The sequence below is a fragment of the Microcystis aeruginosa NIES-843 genome, assembly GCF_000010625.1.
GTDB lineage: Bacteria > Cyanobacteriota > Cyanobacteriia > Cyanobacteriales > Microcystaceae > Microcystis > Microcystis aeruginosa.
The window spans coordinates 5,617,812-5,637,932 of sequence record NC_010296.1 but is presented as its reverse complement, the minus strand read 5'-3'; the positions used below and the strand labels follow the sequence as shown (position 1 = coordinate 5,637,932).

General features: G+C 44.7%; 17 protein-coding genes and 1 other RNA gene. 8 read left to right on the top strand and 10 right to left on the bottom strand.

Annotation, left to right across the window (positions count from 1 at the left end):
• Positions 1-97: 97 nt before the first annotated feature.
• Complete coding sequence (cruG, locus tag MAE_RS26575) at positions 98-1,288, bottom strand: 2'-O-glycosyltransferase CruG (protein WP_041804450.1); 1,191 nt, start codon at positions 1,286-1,288, stop codon at positions 98-100.
• A 1-nt stretch (position 1,289) separates the two neighbouring features.
• A complete protein-coding gene (cruF, locus tag MAE_RS26570; protein WP_012268240.1) occupies positions 1,290-2,204 on the bottom strand; it encodes a gamma-carotene 1'-hydroxylase CruF in 915 nt (304 codons plus the stop codon).
• A gap of 808 nt (positions 2,205-3,012) precedes the next feature.
• Here cruF and MAE_RS26565 point away from each other — a divergent pair.
• Positions 3,013-4,521: a serine/threonine protein kinase gene (locus MAE_RS26565; RefSeq protein WP_012268238.1), complete on the top strand. Its 1,509-nt coding sequence runs from the start codon at positions 3,013-3,015 to the stop codon at positions 4,519-4,521.
• 197 nt (positions 4,522-4,718) lie between these two features.
• Here MAE_RS26565 and MAE_RS26560 read toward each other — a convergent pair whose 3' ends face one another.
• Both MAE_RS26560 and MAE_RS26555 read right to left on the bottom strand, forming a co-directional pair.
• Positions 4,719-5,960: an RNA-guided endonuclease InsQ/TnpB family protein gene (locus MAE_RS26560; RefSeq protein WP_012268237.1), complete on the bottom strand. Its 1,242-nt coding sequence runs from the start codon at positions 5,958-5,960 to the stop codon at positions 4,719-4,721.
• A 731-nt stretch (positions 5,961-6,691) separates the two neighbouring features.
• The gene (locus MAE_RS26555; RefSeq protein WP_012268235.1) at positions 6,692-8,281 is read right to left on the bottom strand and encodes a glycoside hydrolase family 57 protein; all 1,590 of its coding nucleotides are present in this window, start codon (positions 8,279-8,281) and stop codon (positions 6,692-6,694) included.
• A gap of 147 nt (positions 8,282-8,428) precedes the next feature.
• Here MAE_RS26555 and MAE_RS26550 point away from each other — a divergent pair, with 147 nt between their 5' ends.
• A complete protein-coding gene (locus MAE_RS26550; RefSeq protein WP_012268234.1) occupies positions 8,429-9,583 on the top strand; it encodes a histidine kinase in 1,155 nt (384 codons plus the stop codon).
• Here MAE_RS26550 and MAE_RS26545 read toward each other — a convergent pair.
• Entirely contained in the window at positions 9,561-10,388 is an 828-nt protein-coding gene (locus tag MAE_RS26545) for an alpha/beta fold hydrolase (RefSeq protein WP_012268233.1), read from the bottom strand. The two genes, MAE_RS26550 and MAE_RS26545, sit on opposite strands and share 23 nt — an antisense overlap.
• Before the next feature lie 182 nt (positions 10,389-10,570).
• Here MAE_RS26545 and rnpB point away from each other — a divergent pair.
• Positions 10,571-11,073: RNase P RNA component class A (rnpB, locus tag MAE_RS27865), an RNA gene on the top strand.
• Positions 11,074-11,269: 196 nt separating this feature from the next.
• Positions 11,270-11,974 carry a ribonuclease III gene (gene rnc, locus MAE_RS26540; RefSeq protein ID WP_002796657.1) on the top strand — a complete coding sequence of 235 codons (705 nt, stop codon included), beginning with the start codon at positions 11,270-11,272 and terminating at the stop codon, positions 11,972-11,974.
• A 16-nt stretch (positions 11,975-11,990) separates the two neighbouring features.
• On the opposite strand, the gene MAE_RS26535 is transcribed toward rnc, so the two are convergent.
• Positions 11,991-13,061, bottom strand: coding sequence for a WD40 repeat domain-containing protein (locus tag MAE_RS26535; RefSeq protein WP_041804449.1), 1,071 nt, complete (start codon positions 13,059-13,061; stop codon positions 11,991-11,993).
• Positions 13,062-13,148: 87 nt separating this feature from the next.
• Positions 13,149-13,442 (bottom strand): hypothetical protein, encoded by a 294-nt coding sequence (locus MAE_RS26530; protein ID WP_002796655.1) that lies wholly within the window; start codon positions 13,440-13,442, stop codon positions 13,149-13,151.
• A 214-nt stretch (positions 13,443-13,656) separates the two neighbouring features.
• Here MAE_RS26530 and MAE_RS31195 point away from each other — a divergent pair, with 214 nt between their 5' ends.
• Positions 13,657-13,806, top strand: a complete 150-nt coding sequence (locus MAE_RS31195; RefSeq protein ID WP_231859681.1) for a hypothetical protein — start codon at positions 13,657-13,659, stop codon at positions 13,804-13,806.
• Positions 13,807-13,989: 183 nt separating this feature from the next.
• Complete coding sequence (locus MAE_RS26525; RefSeq protein ID WP_012268230.1) at positions 13,990-16,230, top strand: glycoside hydrolase; 2,241 nt, start codon at positions 13,990-13,992, stop codon at positions 16,228-16,230.
• Between the two features lie 135 nt (positions 16,231-16,365).
• On the opposite strand, the gene MAE_RS26520 is transcribed toward MAE_RS26525, so the two are convergent.
• Positions 16,366-17,556 carry a HEAT repeat domain-containing protein gene (locus tag MAE_RS26520; protein WP_012268229.1) on the bottom strand — a complete coding sequence of 397 codons (1,191 nt, stop codon included), beginning with the start codon at positions 17,554-17,556 and terminating at the stop codon, positions 16,366-16,368.
• Positions 17,557-17,564: 8 nt separating this feature from the next.
• Between MAE_RS26520 and MAE_RS26515 the strand changes: the two genes are divergently transcribed.
• Both MAE_RS26515 and MAE_RS26510 read left to right on the top strand, forming a co-directional pair.
• Positions 17,565-17,849 (top strand): DUF6883 domain-containing protein, encoded by a 285-nt coding sequence (locus MAE_RS26515; RefSeq protein WP_148204778.1) that lies wholly within the window; start codon positions 17,565-17,567, stop codon positions 17,847-17,849.
• Between the two features lie 12 nt (positions 17,850-17,861).
• Positions 17,862-18,083 carry a DUF4926 domain-containing protein gene (locus MAE_RS26510; protein ID WP_004161153.1) on the top strand — a complete coding sequence of 74 codons (222 nt, stop codon included), beginning with the start codon at positions 17,862-17,864 and terminating at the stop codon, positions 18,081-18,083.
• A 333-nt stretch (positions 18,084-18,416) separates the two neighbouring features.
• On the opposite strand, the gene MAE_RS26505 is transcribed toward MAE_RS26510, so the two are convergent.
• Positions 18,417-19,223: an energy-coupling factor ABC transporter ATP-binding protein gene (locus MAE_RS26505; RefSeq protein ID WP_012268226.1), complete on the bottom strand. Its 807-nt coding sequence runs from the start codon at positions 19,221-19,223 to the stop codon at positions 18,417-18,419.
• A 14-nt stretch (positions 19,224-19,237) separates the two neighbouring features.
• A complete protein-coding gene (gene cbiQ / locus MAE_RS26500) occupies positions 19,238-20,011 on the bottom strand; it encodes a cobalt ECF transporter T component CbiQ (protein WP_002796649.1) in 774 nt (257 codons plus the stop codon).
• Between the last annotated feature and the right edge of the window lie 110 nt (positions 20,012-20,121).

The following is a 20,121-nucleotide window of genomic DNA, read 5'->3' as shown; positions in this document are numbered from 1 at the left end:
GTAGAAGGAGTAAATAGTGGTCTGATGAGTTCGCCTCATTGACCGTCTTAATTGTGACTACAAGGTACATCAACCTCTTTACGGATATCAAAAAATATTACTGATACACTCGACCGCGCCAACTTTGGGGACGGGTAAAAGCAGAGACAAAAATGCGGATAACTGCCAGCGGATCTGCTAGGGGAGATAGCCAAAATAATCCTGAAGATAGATTGACTTTTTCGCCCCGATAGTAGCTAGGAGAGACAGCCAATAAAAGGGCAAAACGAATCAATAACAGCAGCAGGTTTAAAGTCAAGACAATTTTTAAACTCAGGAAATTGTAGCCAAAAATCAAAGCTGTGAGCAGTAAAGGAGTGATAATTATCGGTAATCCCTGAGTAAGAGCTAATAAAGCTAAATCGCCCCATAATTGCCCCTGATAGGAGGCATCTTTGAGGTCAAGAGATCTGCCCCATTCGCGCCAAGTTTCCTTAAGTCCTTCGTACATCCGCACGCGAATCAACTTCGCCCCATCGAGAAATCCCACCCGATAGCCTTTCGTTGCCGCTAGACGGGCCAGGGTGACATCATCGCAAAAAGAACCTTTTGCCCCGCTATAACCGTCTAAAGCCGCTAAAACTGACCGCCGGCAGAGAAAACATTGACCATTGGCCATCACTCTTTCGGGATCTTGCTCGCGCACTCCGGCCGCATCAAAGCGATAGAGCAAAGTCATCAATAAAGCTGGCTGTAACCACCATTCTCCCGGATAGGAGAGGATAAATTGCGGCGACAGGGAAACTAAATCGTAACCTTCTGCGATCGCAGCTTTAACTAAACTAGCCACTAAATTTGCTTGGGGTTGGGTATCGGCATCAATGCCCAAAATCCAGTCACTTTTAGGAGAACTAAACAAAAAACCATTGTGTAACGCCCAGGGACGACCTACCCAATCGGGGGGCAAAGGATAATCGGTTTTCAAGCGAAAGCGGGGGTCTTTTGCCGCTATCTCTTTGACTTTTTCCCGCGTACCATCTTGGGAATTGCTATCGACAATCAGAATTTCTCGCACTTCGTAACTCTGTTGACTCAATCCCTGTAAACAACCGTCAATCCTGGCCACTTCGTTTAACGTCGGCACAATCACGCTTACTGTCCCTAACATCTCCGGGGTGGGGGGTTGGGGAGTCAGGGGAGGACGACGACGCGCCCCTTTTAGCAGACGGGAAAGAAGGATAAAAAAGGCAACAGCCTGAGACAGCAGTAGCCCCAGGCAGAATGCACCGAGAATTATCTCAGTTAACAACTTATTTGGCTCCTCTCACCGAAACAACGGGGATTTTTAGGGTTGTTACTTCGCTGGTTGCCACTGTTTGCCCGGAAGCAACAGCCTTGGCGCGATTATAGAGGAGTATTAAAGGCAGAATACCGGTGAGTAATCCTAAGAAAATCGGCGGATAAATACCAGCACCGATACTCATGACCGTAGCAAAGCCAAAATTACCCAAATACATCACAAAAGGCAGGGTTAAATCTTGACTTGGCAGTTTCACCGGTTGCACTTGCCAAATTAAAGTGGCTACCGTCATAAAAACACAACCTGTACCGAACCAACCAGTAAAATTTTCATAGGGCATCCCAAAGAAGGCCCCCGGTTGTTCCCAAATCCAGAAGGGGATGGTACTTTGACTCATGGCCGGATCTAGGACAAAATCCCAGGAAGTTAATAATACCGCCCCGATAGCGATCGCTCCTAGATTTTGTAGCCACTGGGGTATAGCAAGAGTGGATAAACCAACACGAGCGATAATATAGGCACTAAAACCGAGATAAAACCAAGATAGGGGGATAGTAAAGGGTACTAAACCCGCAATTTTGTAACCTAAGCCCGAAAGATAACGATAATGACCGAAAGGAAAGCCGGTACTGGTTCCCAAAAGTTCGCTACAAAGGGATAAACTGATAGCGGGAACCATGAATCCTAACCAGTGCCACACTCCTAGAGTCCGATAGGCATAAACAGCCACCGCTGCCATTCCTAACACCATATACACCACACCCCCCCCGGCCATTGACCAAGCAAAGGCAGTTTTGCCAAAATCTGGTAAATTGGCCACAAATTCGGGATGGGGCAAAACTAGCAACAATCCCGCTAGTCCAAAAGCCATCGATACGATATGACCGATGAGCAGAGCTTTTTCGATCGCAATTAGTCGTCTCATTAAATCTCTAGCACTGCGAAAGGATAATCATTTTCAAGTTTACAAATCTTTATTAAAGAATTATTACGCAGATCGGTCACTTTCGGCAAAAAAGTTTTACAGGGGTTAGGGATTTGCCTGTAGTGGTGGTTTAGGAGTCCCTAGGCAGTCCCGATGAAAAAATTTTCACCCCCACAGATGAAAGAGGTTTCCTTCCCCACACCCTACACCCCACACCCCACACCCCACACCCCACACCCTCTTTCAAGTCAGGAGAATCAAGAACGAATAATAATCAATCAAATTGTCTATTTAGAGATTTTGTGGTACTTTATACTTAGTTTTTTCATTTTTTCAACCCCCAAAAATTAATTATGCAAGGGGCAATGACTAAAAATGCCTGAAAATATAGCGTTTCCCAATCTCATGAGGTACACCAAAATCTTAACTCCTGAATCCCGAATCCTGACTCCTGACTCCTGAATCCTGAATCCTGAATCCTGAATCCTGACTCCTCAAAACCTAAGACTCTGTACCTCACAACTATGGGAATTGCTATATATGTTAAAAATGATGCTTTTAGCCCGAAAAAAAGGTTCTTCGGTTTGTGTTATGTAATGGACGGGGGTTATAAGGGATGAAACCCTTATATAGAAAGACATGGCTGCGATTTTTGCCAATTGTTTTCGATCTAGAACGAGCTAATCAATTAAGTCTCTTGCCAGATAAGGATTTAGTCGATTTATGCCCCCTGCTCGAACCAGACCAAGTAACGAAGAACCAAAACTCTCTCCACCAGACTCACTATAATTCACACAGTAGCCTAGCTATGTCGGCAGAATCTAGACATCGGAGCTTACTTGCCAATCGATACCAACTGGTCGAGTTGATCGGTAGCGGCGCCATGGGACAAGTATATCGAGCAGAAGATAAACTATTAGGTGGCGTAACCGTCGCCGTGAAATTACTCTCGCAAACTCTCCTCAGCCAAAGAATGCGTGAGCGCTTCGAGCGAGAGGCGACTATTTCGGCACTTTTAGGCGAAAAAAGTCTTCATATTGTTAAAGTTCGTGATTATGGTGTAGATGACAAGGAAGTCCCCTTCTACGTCATGGAATTTTTGCCGGGGGAGAGCGTGAGTGAAATCATCAAACATCAGCCGCTGCCCCTCCCGCGCTTTCTCAATCTCACCCGTCAGATTTGTTTCGGCCTGGAATGCGCCCATAACGGTATTATCTTGCAAGGGGAGATGTGTCCGATTATTCACCGGGACATCAAACCAAGCAATATTATGGTGATTCAGGACTCAGGATTAGGGGAATTGGTGAAAATTCTCGATTTTGGCATCGCTAAACTCATCCAATCAGGAGAATCCCAAACCCAATCGTTTATGGGAACCTTAGCCTATTGTTCCCCAGAACAGATGGAAGGTAAAGAACTCGATCATCGTTCCGATATCTACAGTTTTGGGATTATGATGTACGAGATGCTCACGGGAGAAACGCCCGTTTTTCCCAATAATCCCTCCTTTGGCAGTTGGTATGAGGTTCACCACTACGCCGAACCCCGTTCCTTTAATTCTAGCTTGCAATTACCGCCAGAATTAGAACAGTTAATCCTGCGCTGCTTGGCCAAAGCACCCAGCGATCGCCCTTCAAGTGTTACAGATATACTACAACGTCTCGAACGACTTGAACCCCTAGTCAAAAATGAAATAGTCAAAAAAACCGACGATTACACCAGCAAAATCAAAACCCTTGATGATTTAAATCAAACCATTGTTTCTGCTGCTAATGCGAGGGATATCTGTCTCAAGTCCAGTTGGCCCGAGGATAAACCGCGCCAAAAAATTGTCTTCTCACGCTGTCTCCGGGCTGCTGACGGCGTTTTTGCCAGTTTATGGGTAATGTTGGCTCGAGAGGATATCGCCGTCCGGGTTGCTAGTGTCCGTTATAATCAATTCCTCTTTTTACCCACACCTCACCCGATGATTCTCTGGATTACTGTCCTCTATCATCGTCAATGGGGACCCCGCTGGTTGCCCTGTTATTTGGACTTAAAAACCCCCCAAGGTCAAAAAATGACCAAAACCCTCGCCGAAACCGGTCAATACTGGATTTTATTTTTCCCCCTCGAAGGCGGCCCTATCTGTGAAAATGTGATCACCGCTAATATTCCCGCCAATCAATGCCAAATTTTGCAGCAATGGGTGAGAGATAGTCAATTAGCCTCAGTGGGCAGCCCGCAAATTAGCAAGCGGATGTTAAAACAGAAACTCGAGCAACTTAAACCCCAGATTCTGGCCAAATTAGAGTCGGAACTGGCCGGGCAGCCCTAAAAAATCAGGGGGGTATGATGAGTTGCTGAAACGGATGTAATTTTGGGGTAATCGATGAATATGCCCCATAACAGCGCAGTCGAGCGGACAGCGGACGGGACTAATATTTGTGTATATTGCCAAAGCTATCTGCCGCTCTTCACTTTCGCTATTAGCCATCATCCATTCCCAATGCCTACTTCTGTATTTTGACATCCTCACCGCCGGGGCCGGACGGTGATGACCGGCAGATCAAACAAACTTAATTGAACGACCGACCGCTGGGTTGACGCTTCACGAGATGCTGCTTCTTTAACAGAAGTCTTATGCTGTCCTCCACGCCCGTTTAAAGTCTCCGATTGCCCACCGGCGACCTTGATATTAATTGCGGCGTTCACGTCTCGATCATGAAAAGTCCCACAGAAAAGACATTCCCACTCACGGATATTTAACGCTTTTTTCCCGCCAATATTCCCACAACAGGAACATCGCTGAGACGTTGGCTCCCATCGGGAAATTATCCGAAAATTACGCCCATATTTATCAGATTTTGCCGATAGCATATCTCGGAAAGAACGCCATCCTAAGTCTGATATGGCACGGGATAACTTACGATTTTTAACCATTCCCGATGTGTTTAAATCCTCTAAAATTATCGTTTGATTTTCACGAACAACTCTAGTGGATAGTTTCTGCAAGAAATCAGTACGAGTGTCCTTAATCTTTGCGTGGATTTTAGCTACTCGTTTCCTAGCTTTTTCCCGTCGGTTACTTCCTTTTTGCTTTCTAGAAAGGTTTTTCTGTGCCTTTCTTAGCCGTTTTAATTGTTTCTTTAACGGTTTCGGTGCGTCTATCTTTTCCCCTGTTGAGAGAGTCGCAAAAGTAGCAATCCCTAGATCGATTCCCACGGACTCCCCGTTATTAGGAAGTATTTCGGGCTGAATCTCGACAACAAAGCTGAGAAAATAGCGATCTGCTGCATCTTTAATCACGGTAACGCTAGAAGGTTTAGAGGGTAATGGGCGACTCCAAACGATTCTTAAATCACCGATTTTGGCTAAAGTAACGTGATATTGATTGATGGTAAAACCATTGTCAGTAAATCTCGCTGATTGTTTAGATTTACGCTTCTTAAATTTAGGAGGTTTTACTTTTCTTCCTTTTCTCTCTCCCTTGCAAGATGCAAAAAAGTTAGAATAGGCTGTCTCTAAGTCTCTCAAAGACTGTTGTAAAGGGATAGAAGAAACCTCGGTCAGCCAGACTTTTTCTGTCGTCTTTTTAATTTGAGTTAGTCTTTTAGATAACTCGGTATATTTTGGCTTTTTCTCCCCTTGTCGATAGAGTTCTTGACAGTAAGCTAAGGTATCGTTCCAGACAATGCGCACACACCCGAACAATTGAGACAAAAGCCTCTTTTGTTGGTCTGTTGGGTAAATACGGTATTGATACCTCGCTTTCATTGGGTTAAGATATTTGTGTCTGTACTCTATTCTAACTAGGTCTGTCAATAATGCCAAGTCGGTTAGTAATCAGTGATCAGTAATCAGTAAAAAGACAGTAGGAAACTTCTAAGTACCTAAGCAAAATTAATTACACATATCTAACCACCTCTTGCCTCTTGTCTCTTGTCTCTTGCCTATCTTCACTAGGAAATTAATTTTGCACGACTACTTATTTAATACTGCACACTTAAAAACTCACATCTGATAACTGATAACTTACCCACTGATAACTGATAACTGATAACTGATAACTGAGAGGTGCGCCACTGGAAGTTCTTAAGTGCTACATTAAAAATCAGGAAAAGCCGTCGTAAAACGACGGGGTTTTAACCCAAATTTTCGATAAGTTGGGTACTATTTTTGTAGATAGGGTTTGCTGAAAAAGTTTTTCCTGGGGGCAGGGTGTGGGGTGTGGGGTGTGGGGTGTGGGGTTTTACCAGTTTTGAGGTGGCCAATTACCTAATTTTCAGGGAAAAAGTGCCTAAATTTCCCCCCGATCACTCCCAGCTCCAGTACTTTTTGATTGACAAAAGGTCTAAAAGTCTTACCCAACAAGGTTTTTAGATTTATTCAGCAGACCCTAGATAGTGCAGAAATCTACAGGAGCTCAAGTAATGAGTGAATCAGAAAGCAACAAGGTGCGTTACAAACCATAACGCACCAAAATTTTTATTAATCTCTAACAAAGATTACAGGGGTCGATAGACGCGATAATCGATATTGGGGAAAATATTGTCGATTTCCTCGACTTTTTCCAGCCAACCGGCATCAATCTTCTCGGATTTCACATCTTCATAGATTTTATTTAACCGCAGCAGGTGGGAACGAGTGCGCCGGACAGCATAGGGAACCATCGTACCGGTTCGCATAATAAACGCCCAATCAGAAGATTGTGCTAATAATAACTCCCGGGCCGCCTGATTTAAAGCCCGTTCCTGCAATTCATCCTCCGCTTCATGATGACTTAATTCAATCATCCGTTCCGTGCCTTTGTGTAGGTGAGGATAGATCCAAGCATTAGTTTCATTCAGCCAGTATTCATGGAAACCCTTATAACCCCAACTGGATTGGGAAGGACGACAGACCTGCTGGGTCGGGTTAGACCGGAGATAATCGGCTAAATGGGTCATTTGGTAGATATTTTGGTCATACCAAGACTTGCGGAACAGAAAATCAATAAACCAGGGTCCCTCATACCACCAGTGACCGAATAACTCGGCATCGTAGGGAGAAACAACCAGGGGAGGACGGCCCATAATTCCCGCTAAACTCTCCACCTGCCGCTCGCGATTATACATAAAATTGCCCGCGTGTTCGGCGGCTTTTTCTTTGGCCCAGTAGGGGTCATAAAGCCCTTTTTCCGATAAACCACCGTCCCGGCTAGTGATTTTGTGGTATTTAATGCCTATATTCTTGCGTTGACCGTTGGGCATGATATAGGGCTTAATATACTCGTATTCCGCTTCCCAGCCCAAATCTTTATAGAATTCCCGATAAACTATATCCCCCGGATAACCGACTTGGGAAGACCACACCTGTTGGGAAGATTCATGGTCACGACCGAAAGCAGCCACCCCAGTTTCTGTGAAAATGGGCGCGTAACTGCCGTAACGGGGACGCGGACGACCGTAGAGAATACCGTGGCCATCGACGAGGAAGTAACGAATGCCCGCATCGGCTAACATTCTTTCTACCCCTTCATAGTAGGCACATTCCGGCAACCAAATGCCCTTGGGACGACGACCGAAATTTTCTTCGTAGTGTTGACAGGCCACCTCAATTTGCGCCCACACCGCTTGTGGGTACATTTTCATCAGGGGCATATAACCATGGGTCGCACCACAGGTGATAATTTCTAGGTTATTACTGTCGAGGAATTGTTTAAAGGCTTTGACCAGATCTCGATCGTATTTTTCCCAAGTTTGTCGGATACTTTGGAAAGATTCAGCGTAATATTCGGCTAAGTAGCGAATATGGCCATTATGTTGATTATGGTCGATTTCTTTAGCAATTAATTCTTCTAACTTGCCTAAGTGTTCTTCATAACGCTCTTGCAGTAACGGATCCCGCAGCATCGACACCAAAGGCGGAGTCATGCTCATGGTCATTTTAAAATCGATACCGTCCCGCTTGAGACCTTCAAAAACTTGCAGGAGAGGGATGTAGGTTTCTGTGATTGCTTCGTATAACCATTCTTCTTCGAGGACGTAATCGCTTTCGGGATGGCGGACGAAAGGGAGATGCGCGTGGAGAACTAGGGCAACATAGCCAAAAGCCATAGGATTTCTTCTTAGAATTAAGGAATAAAACTTTAAGATTAGGTTGAGTAGATTTTATACTATCTTAAGCTTCTACAATAAAGAATATGATAAAAGTCGATCGATCATCGATCGATCTCGTCAATCCCTAGGTTTACTAATTTTCCGATGCTCCCATCTAACGAGCCACTGACTGCTTTAGGAAGAGAGACGACAACGCCTCTCTCGATTCAACTTTTGCTGTTTGTTGATGACCGTCCCAGTTCTCAAGAAATTATCCGTCAAATTCAGTCCTATCTCCAGTCTTTAAAGTCTGATTACCCAATTGACCTACAGATCATCGAAATTCGCCAGCAACCTCATTTAGTCGAACATTTTCGCCTTGTAGCTACCCCGGCCCTGGTCAAAATCGCCCCTGGTCCCCGTCATACCCTCGCAGGCAGTAATCTGGTGGAACAGTTTAAAAAATGGTTGGTACGTTGGCAAAAAGCGATTAAAGAGGAGGTCAAAAATCATCACGCTGAGGATGCACAACTTCAAGAGGTGGAACATTCGGGCGAACTCATCCGCATCGCCGATGAGGTTTTTCGTCTCAAACAAGAAAAGGAAGAATTATTAGAACAATTAAAATTTAAAGACCAAATTTTGGCTATGTTAGCCCACGATTTACGCAGTCCTCTTACCGCTGCTTCCATCGCTGTGGAAACCCTAGAATTAGCCTATCATCAACCGGATACTGAGCGCAGTCTGCAATTACGAGAACAACTGCACCAACAGGCCCGCAAACAGTTTCGGATTATGAACCGTTTGATCACAGATATTCTACAAGCTTCTAAGAGCATGGCGGCGCAATTCACTCTCCACCAGAGTAAATTTTATCTGCAATCTCTCTGTCAGGAAATTTTGTCTCAATTTACCGATACTTTTCAGGAAAAGACTTTAATTTTCCAAAGCGATATCCCCCAAGATCTGCCCCCCGTCTATGCTGATGAGGAGTTAATCCGACAGGTGATTATTAATCTCCTGGAGAATGGGATCAAATATACCCCCGCCGGCGGCGAAATTACCCTTTCTGTCCTCCATCGTACTACTCAAAAAGTACAGGTGAGCATCAGTGATACCGGCCCCGGCATCCCCGAAGAAAAACAAGAGCATATTTTTGAGGGTCATGTGCGTCTCAAACGGGATGAGGGTAAAGAAGGTTATGGCATCGGTTTATCGGTCTGTCGCAAGATTATTCGCGCCCACTACGGTCAAATTTGGGTGGATAGTGTCCCTGACCACGGCAGTAGTTTTCACTTCACTCTGCCAGTTTATCGCTAAAATGCTCCGCTAACCAATTATCAATGTCCCCTAAAACTAAGTCGGGGATTTCCCAGGGGAACAGATGGGCCGTATCTGGGTAACATTTCCACCGAGACAGTTTCAGTTTTTCGGCCGTTTCTTGGCTAGAGGCATTGGTAATATGGCGATCATTTGCCCCCGCCAGAACCAGGCAGGGAATTGTAATTTTGTCAAGAGATTTTAAACAATTGTAACCTTTTTTTAAAGCCCGATTTAAAGCGCGATCGGCAAAGGGAGAAGTTTGTAAGTAGGCAGGAACAGCATCTTGAGCGAGATATTGATAGGCGATCGCTTGATGTTGTGAAAAAAGGTACTGAAACAGGGAACGACGAGCAAAAGTATCAATATTCCAACACCATCCCGGTTTAATCTGATTGAGAATTGCCGCCATCCCCGTCAAAACTAAATCTGTGGTGGTGATAGGAGGATGACTACCCCAAGGCCGCGCGGCCGAGGCCACTAGAATTAAACCAGGAAAGCGATCGGGATGCCGCAATACTAATTCCAGTGCGATTATACCCCCCAAAGACCAACCGAGAATTAAACATTGCTGGATTTTTTGGCGATCGAGCAGCCCGATTAAATCCTCTAGATGTTCTTCTAGCTGAAAATCGCGGCGATAACGACTTTTACCGTAGCCGCGCAGATCCGGGGCCAGGGTTTGCCAGCGTTGGCAAAAATGATCGGTAAATACAGACATACTGGCTGCCGAACCGGGATGACCGTGCAGACAGAGGATCGGATAGCCATTACCTTTAATGTTAACGTTTAGAGCGATCGACATTGATCAGTTATCAGTTATCAGTTATCAGATTTGAGTTTTAAGTGAGCAGTATGTATTAAGCGAGCAGTATTAAATAGCAGTTTCCTGCTGTCTTTTCACTGTTCACTGTTTACTGATCACTGATTATTGACTAGGATATATGAGCGATCGAGTCTCTGGTAAGTCATACTAGAGAATAGGAGAGAGTTGGTCTAGAGGTTGCGGAATCATTTGATCAATGATTGCGAGGAAAGTCCGAACTCCCGAAAGACCACACTTGCTGGATAACGTCCAGTGCGCGCGAGCGTGAGGATAGTGCCACAGAAAAATACCGCCCCTTTTTTCAGTGATTAGTAAACAGTGATCAGTAAACAGTAACGAAAGTAAATTCACTGATAACTGATAACTTTCCACTGATAACTTTCCACTGATAACTGATAACTGATAACTGATAACTGATTGGGGGTAAGGGTGCAAAGGTGCGGTAAGAGCGCACCAGCAGTATCGAGAGGTACTGGCTCGGTAAACCCCGGTGGGGAGCAAGGTGGAGGGACAAAGGTTGGTCTTTTTCCTGTCCCGTTCTTAGGAACCGCTTGAGGTAATTGGTGACAATTATCCCAGATAGATAACCTCTATTCCAACAAAGGTAAAAGCGATTTTACTGCTGTTGGGAAATACAGAATTCGGCTTATGTCTGACTCTCTCCTTTATCAGTTATCAGTTATCAGTTATCAGTTATCAGTTATCAGTATTCTCCGAGTCAGTATTCAGGAGATAGGAGATTGCTTTGATTTATTCTCCCCATCTCCCCCCGCAACGCGCACGAAGTGGTCTCCCCACACCCCACTTCCCCACACCCCACACCCTACACCCTACACCCCACACCCCTGCTCCCCGCTCCCATGTCCTTAAGTGATCCGCGTCGCCAAAAACAATTAAAAACCCTAGTGGAAAAGCTGGGTTTATCGGCTGATGTCCCCGTCAAGTGGGATTTATTAGATTTAGCTCTAACTCATCCCAGTATTTCCCGTGATAAGAATTATGAACAATTGGAATTTGTGGGCGATTCTGTGGTAAGACTGGCGGCGGCGGAGGTATTGTTAGAAACCTATCCGGAGGCGCTAGTGGGAGAATTTGCCGCCCTGCGATCGATGATGGTTAGCGATCGCACTCTGGCGGAATTTGCGGATCGCTACGGTTTCGAGCGTTATTTGTTGGTATCAAGTAGTACGAGTATCGATCAAGCGGGGAGAATTTCGCGACTAGCAGACGCTTTTGAGGCGGTCTTGGGAGCATTATATCTTAGTACACAGACTATGGTTTTAGTGCGTTCTTGGCTAGATGAACCACTAAGGGAAAAAGCGGCCGAAATTCGTCGAGATCCGGCCCGACAGAATTATAAGGATGCCTTGCAGGAGTGGACACAAGCAACATACAAAAAACTGCCGCAATATTTAGTAAAAGAAATCAATAGTTTAGATCAAGAACGTTTTTGTGCGGAAGTGTGGTTAAATGATCAGAAATTAGGAGTGGGAACTGGCAGAAGCAAAAAAGCAGCGGAACAGGCAGCGGCTAAATCAGCTTTTCTAGAAGTGGTTAAAGGCTAAATGAAGATATTTTTGCCTAACGGACGAATTGCCAGAGGCGAATTTTAAAATCATAATTACCACTAGCCAAATACTGCCCATCGGGACTAAAAGCCAGGGATTCCACCCAGTCGGAATTATTATCAAACCAGGCCAACTGTTTACCCGTCGTCACATCCCATAAACGCACACCGTCATTACTGGCACTAGCGAGAATTTGTCCGTTAGGATGGAGTGCCAAGGAGCGAATTCGGGCCGTATGACCGATGAGAGTAAATAATAACTTATTATTGCTCGTATCCCAGATTTTAATCGTGCGGTCTAAACTACCCGTAATTAAATTTTTGCCGTCGGGACTGTATAAAAGCTTGCTAACCGCTTGGGGATGGGCGGAAAATTTCGACAAAAATTTGCCCTCGCGGATGTCCCAAAAATTTACCTCACCGTTTTCATGACCACTAGCAAGGGTGACACCATCGGACTTCATCCCTAGGGAATAAACAAAATTACCCACCCAATTTAAACGATAGAGGGGACGGCGGGGAGGTTGCACTGTCCAGAGGCGAATTCCTTCCAAACCACCACTAATTAACGTTTTACCATCGGGAGTAACCGTAAGGGCGAGGACAGTATTACCGTGTTCGAGGGCAATTCCTAAATACTTGCCTTCCAGCAGATTCCAAAAATTAATAGAACCATCTAAACCGCTACTAACTAATAATCTTTCGTTGGGACTAATGGCTAAAGCTTTGACGCTGGTTCTTTGGGCGCGAGTTTGGGAGACTTTTTCTCCTGTTTTTACCGACCAAATTCTCAGGAGAGGATCCGTATCACTACCACCAGCGAGAACTAATTGGTTATCGGGGCTGAAAATCACAGCATTAGGGGTGGATTGTTGCCCTTCTAAGGTTTTAGCGAGGGTAAGTCTGCCTAAACCTTCTACCAGGATAGTTTCTGGGTTTTTTTCGCCACTTGCAGCCGCGGGTCGAGCGGGGGCAATGGGACTTTGGGCCTGACTAAGCTGATGTTGCCCGATTGCCAGCGTGGTTAAGACACTGACCACAATTGCCCCGACAAGTTTCTCCCCACCCATAAATCGGAATTTCATAAATTTAGTTGAATATTAACAAATGAACCGTGCTATAGATTCTAGCCTTTGAGGGGATTGATTGCCAAGCAAGGTCAGATTTTTGAGCTAAGAAGGTCGATTTTTTTCGTTTTTCAGGGTTGGTAAAGCTACTTGACCCGATTGGGGCGGTAAATAATATCTCGCCGCTTCTTCTCTGTTGATTGCCTTGGTTTTTTGACTCTGTTGCCACCTAGCGAAGATAGCGATCGCCATAATCGTTGCCCCTAAAGATAGCAGTGTCCATCTTTGTCCTACAACCCCGATGATGACATCTACTGCCGCTGCGGTAAAGATAAAGCTAGTTATTGGTTCTTGACGGTAAGCTTTCTTGAGAAAAGGCGGCCAGAGGAGATTACTCATTTTATCTATTATTTCTACGGTTTCGATAATTCCAGCTTATCCTATCATCCTGAAAAATGTTGTCGATCGAGGTGATGGGGGTTTTTCAGTAATCAGTAATCAGTAATCAGTAATCAGTAATCAGTAAGAAAAATAGGTTCTTCGGTTTGTGTTATGCAATGGACGGGAGTTATAAGGGATGAAACCATTATATAGAAAGACATTGCTTCGATTTTTGCCAATTGTTTTCAATCTAGAACGAGCTAATCAATTAAGTCTCTTGCCAGATAAGGATTTAGCCGATTTATGCCCCCTGATCGAACCATACCAAGTAACGAAGAACCGAAAAATAGTATTAGGGATTCTACTGCTGAACTGCAAATAATCAACACCAGAGGAGCCGATCCTTTAACAAATACAAAGAGACGATACCCCCTCAAAACCAGTTGATAGGATTATGGTAGTGACCGAAATCAACTTTTAAGAATCTATAATGGGCTTTATTGTCCATTATTATCTAATATAACGGCTTTAAAGCCTGTTATATGCACTTTTCCTCGGTATTATCATGGCCTATCCTCTCTACGTCGCTTTTATTTGGCATCAACACCAACCCCTCTACAAATCCTGTCAAACTCGCACCGATGCTTCGGGACAATATCGCTTACCCTGGGTGCGACTGCATGGGGTGAAAGATTATCTCGATTTAATCCTGATTCTAGAACGTTTTCCCAAATTACACCAAACTGTCAACCTTGTCCCCTCTTTAATCCTGCAATTAGAGGATTACGTCAACGGACTAGCTATAGACCCCTATCTTGCCCTCACCGTCACCCCAGAAGCGCAGTTAACCCTGGCACAAAAACACTTTATCCTCGAACACTTTTTCGATGCTAACCATCGTACCCTGATCGATCCGCACCCCCGTTACGGGCAATTATACGCACAGCGTCAAGAAAACGGTCATAGTTGGTGTATTAGCCATTGGCATCTCCAAGATTATAGCGATCTCTTGGCTTGGCATAACCTCGCTTGGATCGATCCTATCTTTCACAGTGACCCAGAAATCGCTGCCTGGTTAGAACAGGGAAAAAACTTCACTTTAAGCGATCGCCAGCGAATTATCTCCAAACAGCGTCAAATTCTGCGTCGTATCTTGCCGCAACACCGGTTAATGCAGGAAACCGGACAACTAGAAATCATGACCAGTCCCTACACCCATCCAATTTTACCCCTGCTGGCCAACTCGGAAGCCGGCCGGGTAGCAGTGCCGAATATGACCCTTCCTCGGCAATATTTCCACTATCCTGAAGATATTTCCCGCCATCTCCAGAAAGCTTGGCAAATCTATATCGATCGCTTTGATAAACATCCTCGAGGACTTTGGCCCTCGGAACAATCCGTTAGTCCCGCGATTCTCCCCGCTGTCGCTAAACAGGGTTTTCAGTGGTTATGTTCCGATGAGGGGGTGTTAGGTTGGTCTCTGGGACATTACTTTCATCGCGACGAAAAAGGCAATATTAGCGAACCAGAATTGCTTTATCGTCCCTACTGTCTGGAAACTAGCAACGGCAATTTATCGATGGTTTTCCGCGATCATCGTCTCTCGGATCTGATCGGATTTAGCTATAGTGGCATGAAAGCGCAAGAGGCCGCTACAGACTTAGTTAAACACCTAGAAGCGATCGCCGAACAACTGAAAACCAACGCAGAAACCACGACCCTAGAAAAACCCTGGTTAGTTACCATTGCGCTAGATGGCGAAAACTGCTGGGAAAACTATCATCAAGACGGTTTACCCTTCCTAGAGAATCTTTATCAACTTTTAAGCGACCACCAAGCGATCGAATTAGTCACCGTCTCCGAATATCTCGATCGCTTTCCCGCTAATGCAAAAATTCCTGTCAATAAACTTCATAGCGGCTCTTGGATCGATGCCAATTTTACCACTTGGATCGGCGATCCCGCTAAAAATAAAGCTTGGGAATATCTAATTTTAGCCCGTCAAACCCTCGCTAATCACCCAGAAGCGACGGAAGATAATAACCCCGATGCGTGGGAAGCATTGTATGCAGCGGAGGGTTCCGATTGGTTTTGGTGGTTTGGTTATGGCCATTCCTCCAATCATGACGCAATTTTTGACCAACTTTTCCGCGAACACCTGATCGCCCTCTATCAAGCTTTAAATGAGCCAATTCCCTCCTATTTGCTCGAACCGGTGGAAGAACACAGAGATAAACAAAGTAATCGTCCACTAGCTTTTATTCACCCCATTATCGACGGTTTTGGGGACGAACAGGATTGGGATAAAGCTGGACGGATCGAAATTGGCGGCGCCAGTGGTACAATGCACCGGACTTCCTTAGTACAAAGACTCTTTTTCGGTTGGGATCACCTCAATTTTTATCTGCGTTTCGATTGGAAACCGGGGGCAGAATTAGGCAAAGATATCCCGCCTGAAGTGCATTTATATTGGTATTATGACGAAGTGCATCGTCTGCAAAGTCCAATTCCCTTAGCAGATATTCCCCCTCGATCGCCCCTCGATTACGGTTATCATCATCATCTAGGAATAAATTTAATCACGGAATTTACTTGGTTAGAAGTCGCTCAAGAATATTTTACTTGGCAGCGAGTTCCTAGTAGTGCCAAAGCTTCTTTTAATCAATGTTTGGAAATTGCTGTCCCCTGGGAAGGATTACACATTGAACCCGATGCTCGTCTCCATTTAATCGCAGTTTTAGCCAATCAAGGTCAATACTATGATTTCCTCCCCGTTGAAGAATTAATCTTGCTGCAAAGACCTTAAATCAGTTATCAGTTATCAGTTATCAGTTATCAGTTATCAGCTTCTGAAGGCAAGAGGCAACAGGCACTCGTGCAAAAGACAGGATCTGGCAATTCTCCTACTTAGGGTTTGCGGCAAAAAGTTTTTCAGCCAACCCTATATAGTCCCATGATCTAGCTTTTTCAGGGCGCTGAGAGCATGGAGACGGACGATTGCTTCCCCATCGGCTGCTAAAGTCAGCAAAATACTTTTATTGTCCCGATCTAATTCTCCTAAAGCGATCGCTAGAGACTGTTTAACTCCCGTATCAGCGAGGATCGCCGGACGGGAGTGATAAAAATTACGGAGAATTTCCCCTGCTTGTCGGCGTAATTTCTGGGAGGTTTGCCGGCCGAGAATAGCGATAATTTCCCGACAAATCAAGACATTTTCGCTATATAAAGCCTTTTCTAGATAATTTAAAGCTTCCCCATCCTCGATCCAGCCTAATGCTCGCACTACAGTTAATTTTAAACTATCGGGAGTTAAGGAAGATTGCAGCAGTGGGTTTAAAGCTTTGGCTGAGGTTGCTGTGCCGATACGACCGAGAGCGATCGCAGTTTCTTGACAGATATCGAGGTGGATATCGAATAACAGAGGTTGCAGATGGTTAACTAAATCTGCTTGGGGATAATTCGTCCCTAGGTAACTACTAGCTTTAATTGCTTCCCGTCGCACAGCGATGGCTGGATCCCGTAAAGCATCGAGGATAATCGCAGTAATCTGGGGATGGTGAAAACTGCTTAAAGCTTCGATCGCCATGGACCGAATGGCGCTAGATTGATCCTTAACTACAGTTAAAAGCGGTTCGATAATTTCTGGCCGGCGAATTTGTGATAAAGCTTGTACGGCTAAAAAACGCCTGTTCGAGTCGGACAGTAATTGTCCTAAACTAGAGATCGCAGAACTACCGATATTAGCTAAAGCGGCCGCAGCCATTTGCCTGAGTTCCTCCTCCTCCGATCTTTGCAATAATTGACTGAGAGCGAGAATACAGGCTTGATCGTCAAATTGACTGAGAATTCTCGCCAGAAACCAGCGCATTTCCCCATCTTGTTCCTCGGATTCTAACAGGGCAATTAAAGGAGCGATCGCCGATTGACCGATTTGAGGAAATAGTTTCGCTATCTCCCATCGCTGTTGAAAATCACATTTTTGTAAAGCTTCTAGGGCTAAATCGAGGATTTCATCGTTAATAATCGGTTCAATCGCATCTTTTTGGTTTAAAAGTCGCTGTATGCTGGCGTTTACTGTCTCCCAGTCCTTTTTATTCAACGCTATCTGAGCTTTTTCTAGCAGAGCTTGCATCGTGAGAAATGGCCTCGATTTTCGTGCTACCTATCCTAAGAATGTCAGACTTGCTGGCTTTTGTCCTCTCTTCTATGCAAGAAACCGATAATAAATCTCAAAATTGTGCATCGGACATCAGTATTTACTCAGGCAAGCTATCCACAGACTTCTTGCAGAAGTGGGAATATGGACAAAAGTATATTATTGACTTTCCCCTGAATCATCAAAACAAAACGGCTATTATTCCCAGTGTTTGGATAATCAGAAATGCTGAAAAATTTCCCCGTTTAGTTACTTGTTATGTACTTTAAGGAGATGATGAAATGAAACTCTTAGATGTGGTTGCTTTATTAGAAGACTTACCCCAATTGGGATTATATCGCGGGCAAGTGGGAACAATTGTAGAAGTCTATGAGCCAAATGTTTTTGAAGTTGAATTTAGCGATACTTCTGGCCTTGCTTATGCTATCGAAATCTTACAAGAAAATCAATTAATGTTATTACATCATTCTCCCTTAGAATCCCCAAAATTAACCGCTAAGTAGCGGTAAGCTGTTGACCATCTAGGAGCTGCTGAAAAAGTTTTTCGTGGGGACAGGGTGTGGGGTGTGGGGTTTTACCGATTTTGAGGAGGTCAATTACCTAATTTGCAGGGAAAAAGTCCCGGAATTTTCCCCCCGATCACTCCCATATCTGGTACTTTTTGATTGACAAAAAGTCTAAAAGTCTTACCAAACAAGGTTTTTAGATTTATTCAGCATACCCTATCTAAATCACTCGTTAAGACTGTCTATGAGAGGGGAAAAGGGAGCTTTTTTTCAGTGTTGCCAAAGGCACGGCGTAGCCGTCCAGTAAAGAGTAATCGGTGAACTGAAAACTCACATCTGATCACTGATAACTGATAACTGATCACTGACTTGTGAGGGCGCATCAGCGATCGCACAGTAGGGACGACTATAACAAAGGGGTGTTTCGAGGTCGTGTTCTTCCAAAAATTCCCGATTACTTAAAATCTTAGCGGTTTCTCCCTCTCCCACCACCTGACCACGACTTAACACCACCGTGCGATCGCATAGTTCTAAAGCCAGATCGAGATCGTGGGTGGCGATCACTTGAGTTTGGGGTAAAGTGGCCAATAGTTGTATTAATTGCCGACGGGATCGGGGATCCAGTTGGGCGCTAGGTTCATCAAAAACTAAGACCTGGGGCAACATGGCTAAAACCCCCGCAATCGCCACGCGTTTTTTTTCACCCCCCGATAGATTCTGACTGTTTCTCTTACCGTAATGCTGGGAATCCAATCCCACCGCGTGTAAAGCATGATGACAGCGATGTTTTAAATCCTCTCCCCGAATTCCCTGATTCATCGGTCCAAAAGTCACATCTTCCCAGACAGTGGGCATAAATAGCTGATCGTCGGGGTTTTGGAAGACTAAACCGACAAAATTGCGGATATTTTCTAAATTCTCCGGTTTAACTTGGTAGGGACCGACGGTGATTTTACCCGTTTGCGGCGGGAGAATACCGTTAAAATGCAGTAATAAGGTGGATTTTCCCGATCCATTTGCCCCGACCAAAGCTACCTTTTCCGTAGCTTCAATGGCTAAATTAATACCTTTTAACGCTTCTGTGCCGTCAGGATAGGTATAAACTAGGTTTTCAATAAAAATCGGGTTGTGGTGCATGAAAAACGAGACTTTTACCTGAGTAGATGTACCATTTGACCCCAGAGGATCAGAATTACTATGCAAATTATAGCGAGATAATCTTTCAGCTTGCTTTGGGGAACCTGTACAGAGGGCAAGGAACCGGTGTAACCCCTCGATAACATGGCTTGATAAATGCGATCGCCACGTTCGTAGGTACGGATAAATAAAGCGCCGATCATGTGTCCCACTAGCAGCCGTTGCCATCGGGGACTACTCATTAAATTGCGCGCAATTGCTGCCCTTCGCATGGAATTAAATTCAGCGATCAAAACAGCTAGATAACGGTACATAGAAGCCAAAATTGCCACCAATAAAGGGGGAGTTTTCAGGGTAACTAATGCTTGCAACAGGTCGGGAATTGCTGTCGTTAAAACCAGAATATTGACCGTACAAAGACAGAGAAAAGCTTTTAGGGCGACACTGCCTAAAACTAGCAATCCCTCGCTAGTTATCCGCAAAAATCCCCAAGACCAAAGAATTTCGCCGCCATCACGAAAAAGAGTTCCCAATAAAACCACACCGATAAAGACAAATTCGATCGCTACTCTTTGTAAAAGTACGGGAATAGCCACCCGACTGATCAGAATTAAAATAATTAATCCTAATCCGTAAATCCCCCAAGTTTCCCAGCTACCATTCGGCGTTAAGGCTGTGGCAAAAACTAACAAAAGAGTAACTAAAACCCGGGTATGGGGCGCGAGTCTCTGCCAAAAACCGAAATTTTGGCACTCATTTTCGCAAGAAAAAGTAGCAATATGTAGCATTTATTCAGTTATCAGTTATCAGTTATCAGTTAGAAAGGGGATTTAGGGATTTAGGGGTTTAGGGGTTTAGGGGTTTAGGGGTTTAGGGAAATTTCAGCTAAATGCCCCAC

Excerpts from the sequence above, each read along its gene's own strand:
- MAE_RS26545 (WP_012268233.1), bottom strand. The coding sequence starts at position 10,388 with ATGTCGATCGCTCTAAACGTTAACATTAAAGGTAATGGCTATCCGATC.
- MAE_RS26515 (WP_148204778.1), top strand. The coding sequence starts at position 17,565 with ATGGCCTCGATTTTCGTGCTACCTATCCTAAGAATGTCAGACTTGCTG.
- MAE_RS26530 (WP_002796655.1), bottom strand. The coding sequence starts at position 13,442 with ATGAGTAATCTCCTCTGGCCGCCTTTTCTCAAGAAAGCTTACCGTCAA.
- MAE_RS26510 (WP_004161153.1), top strand. The coding sequence starts at position 17,862 with ATGAAACTCTTAGATGTGGTTGCTTTATTAGAAGACTTACCCCAATTG.
- MAE_RS26525 (WP_012268230.1), top strand. The coding sequence starts at position 13,990 with ATGGCCTATCCTCTCTACGTCGCTTTTATTTGGCATCAACACCAACCC.
- cruF (WP_012268240.1), bottom strand. The coding sequence starts at position 2,204 with ATGAGACGACTAATTGCGATCGAAAAAGCTCTGCTCATCGGTCATATC.
- MAE_RS26505 (WP_012268226.1), bottom strand. The coding sequence starts at position 19,223 with ATGCACCACAACCCGATTTTTATTGAAAACCTAGTTTATACCTATCCT.
- MAE_RS26535 (WP_041804449.1), bottom strand. The coding sequence starts at position 13,061 with ATGAAATTCCGATTTATGGGTGGGGAGAAACTTGTCGGGGCAATTGTG.
- MAE_RS26555 (WP_012268235.1), bottom strand. The coding sequence starts at position 8,281 with ATGGCTTTTGGCTATGTTGCCCTAGTTCTCCACGCGCATCTCCCTTTC.
- MAE_RS26520 (WP_012268229.1), bottom strand. The coding sequence starts at position 17,556 with ATGCAAGCTCTGCTAGAAAAAGCTCAGATAGCGTTGAATAAAAAGGAC.
- rnc (WP_002796657.1), top strand. The coding sequence starts at position 11,270 with ATGTCCTTAAGTGATCCGCGTCGCCAAAAACAATTAAAAACCCTAGTG.
- MAE_RS26565 (WP_012268238.1), top strand. The coding sequence starts at position 3,013 with ATGTCGGCAGAATCTAGACATCGGAGCTTACTTGCCAATCGATACCAA.
- MAE_RS26560 (WP_012268237.1), bottom strand. The coding sequence starts at position 5,960 with ATGAAAGCGAGGTATCAATACCGTATTTACCCAACAGACCAACAAAAG.
- cbiQ (WP_002796649.1), bottom strand. The coding sequence starts at position 20,011 with ATGCTACATATTGCTACTTTTTCTTGCGAAAATGAGTGCCAAAATTTC.
- MAE_RS26550 (WP_012268234.1), top strand. The coding sequence starts at position 8,429 with ATGCTCCCATCTAACGAGCCACTGACTGCTTTAGGAAGAGAGACGACA.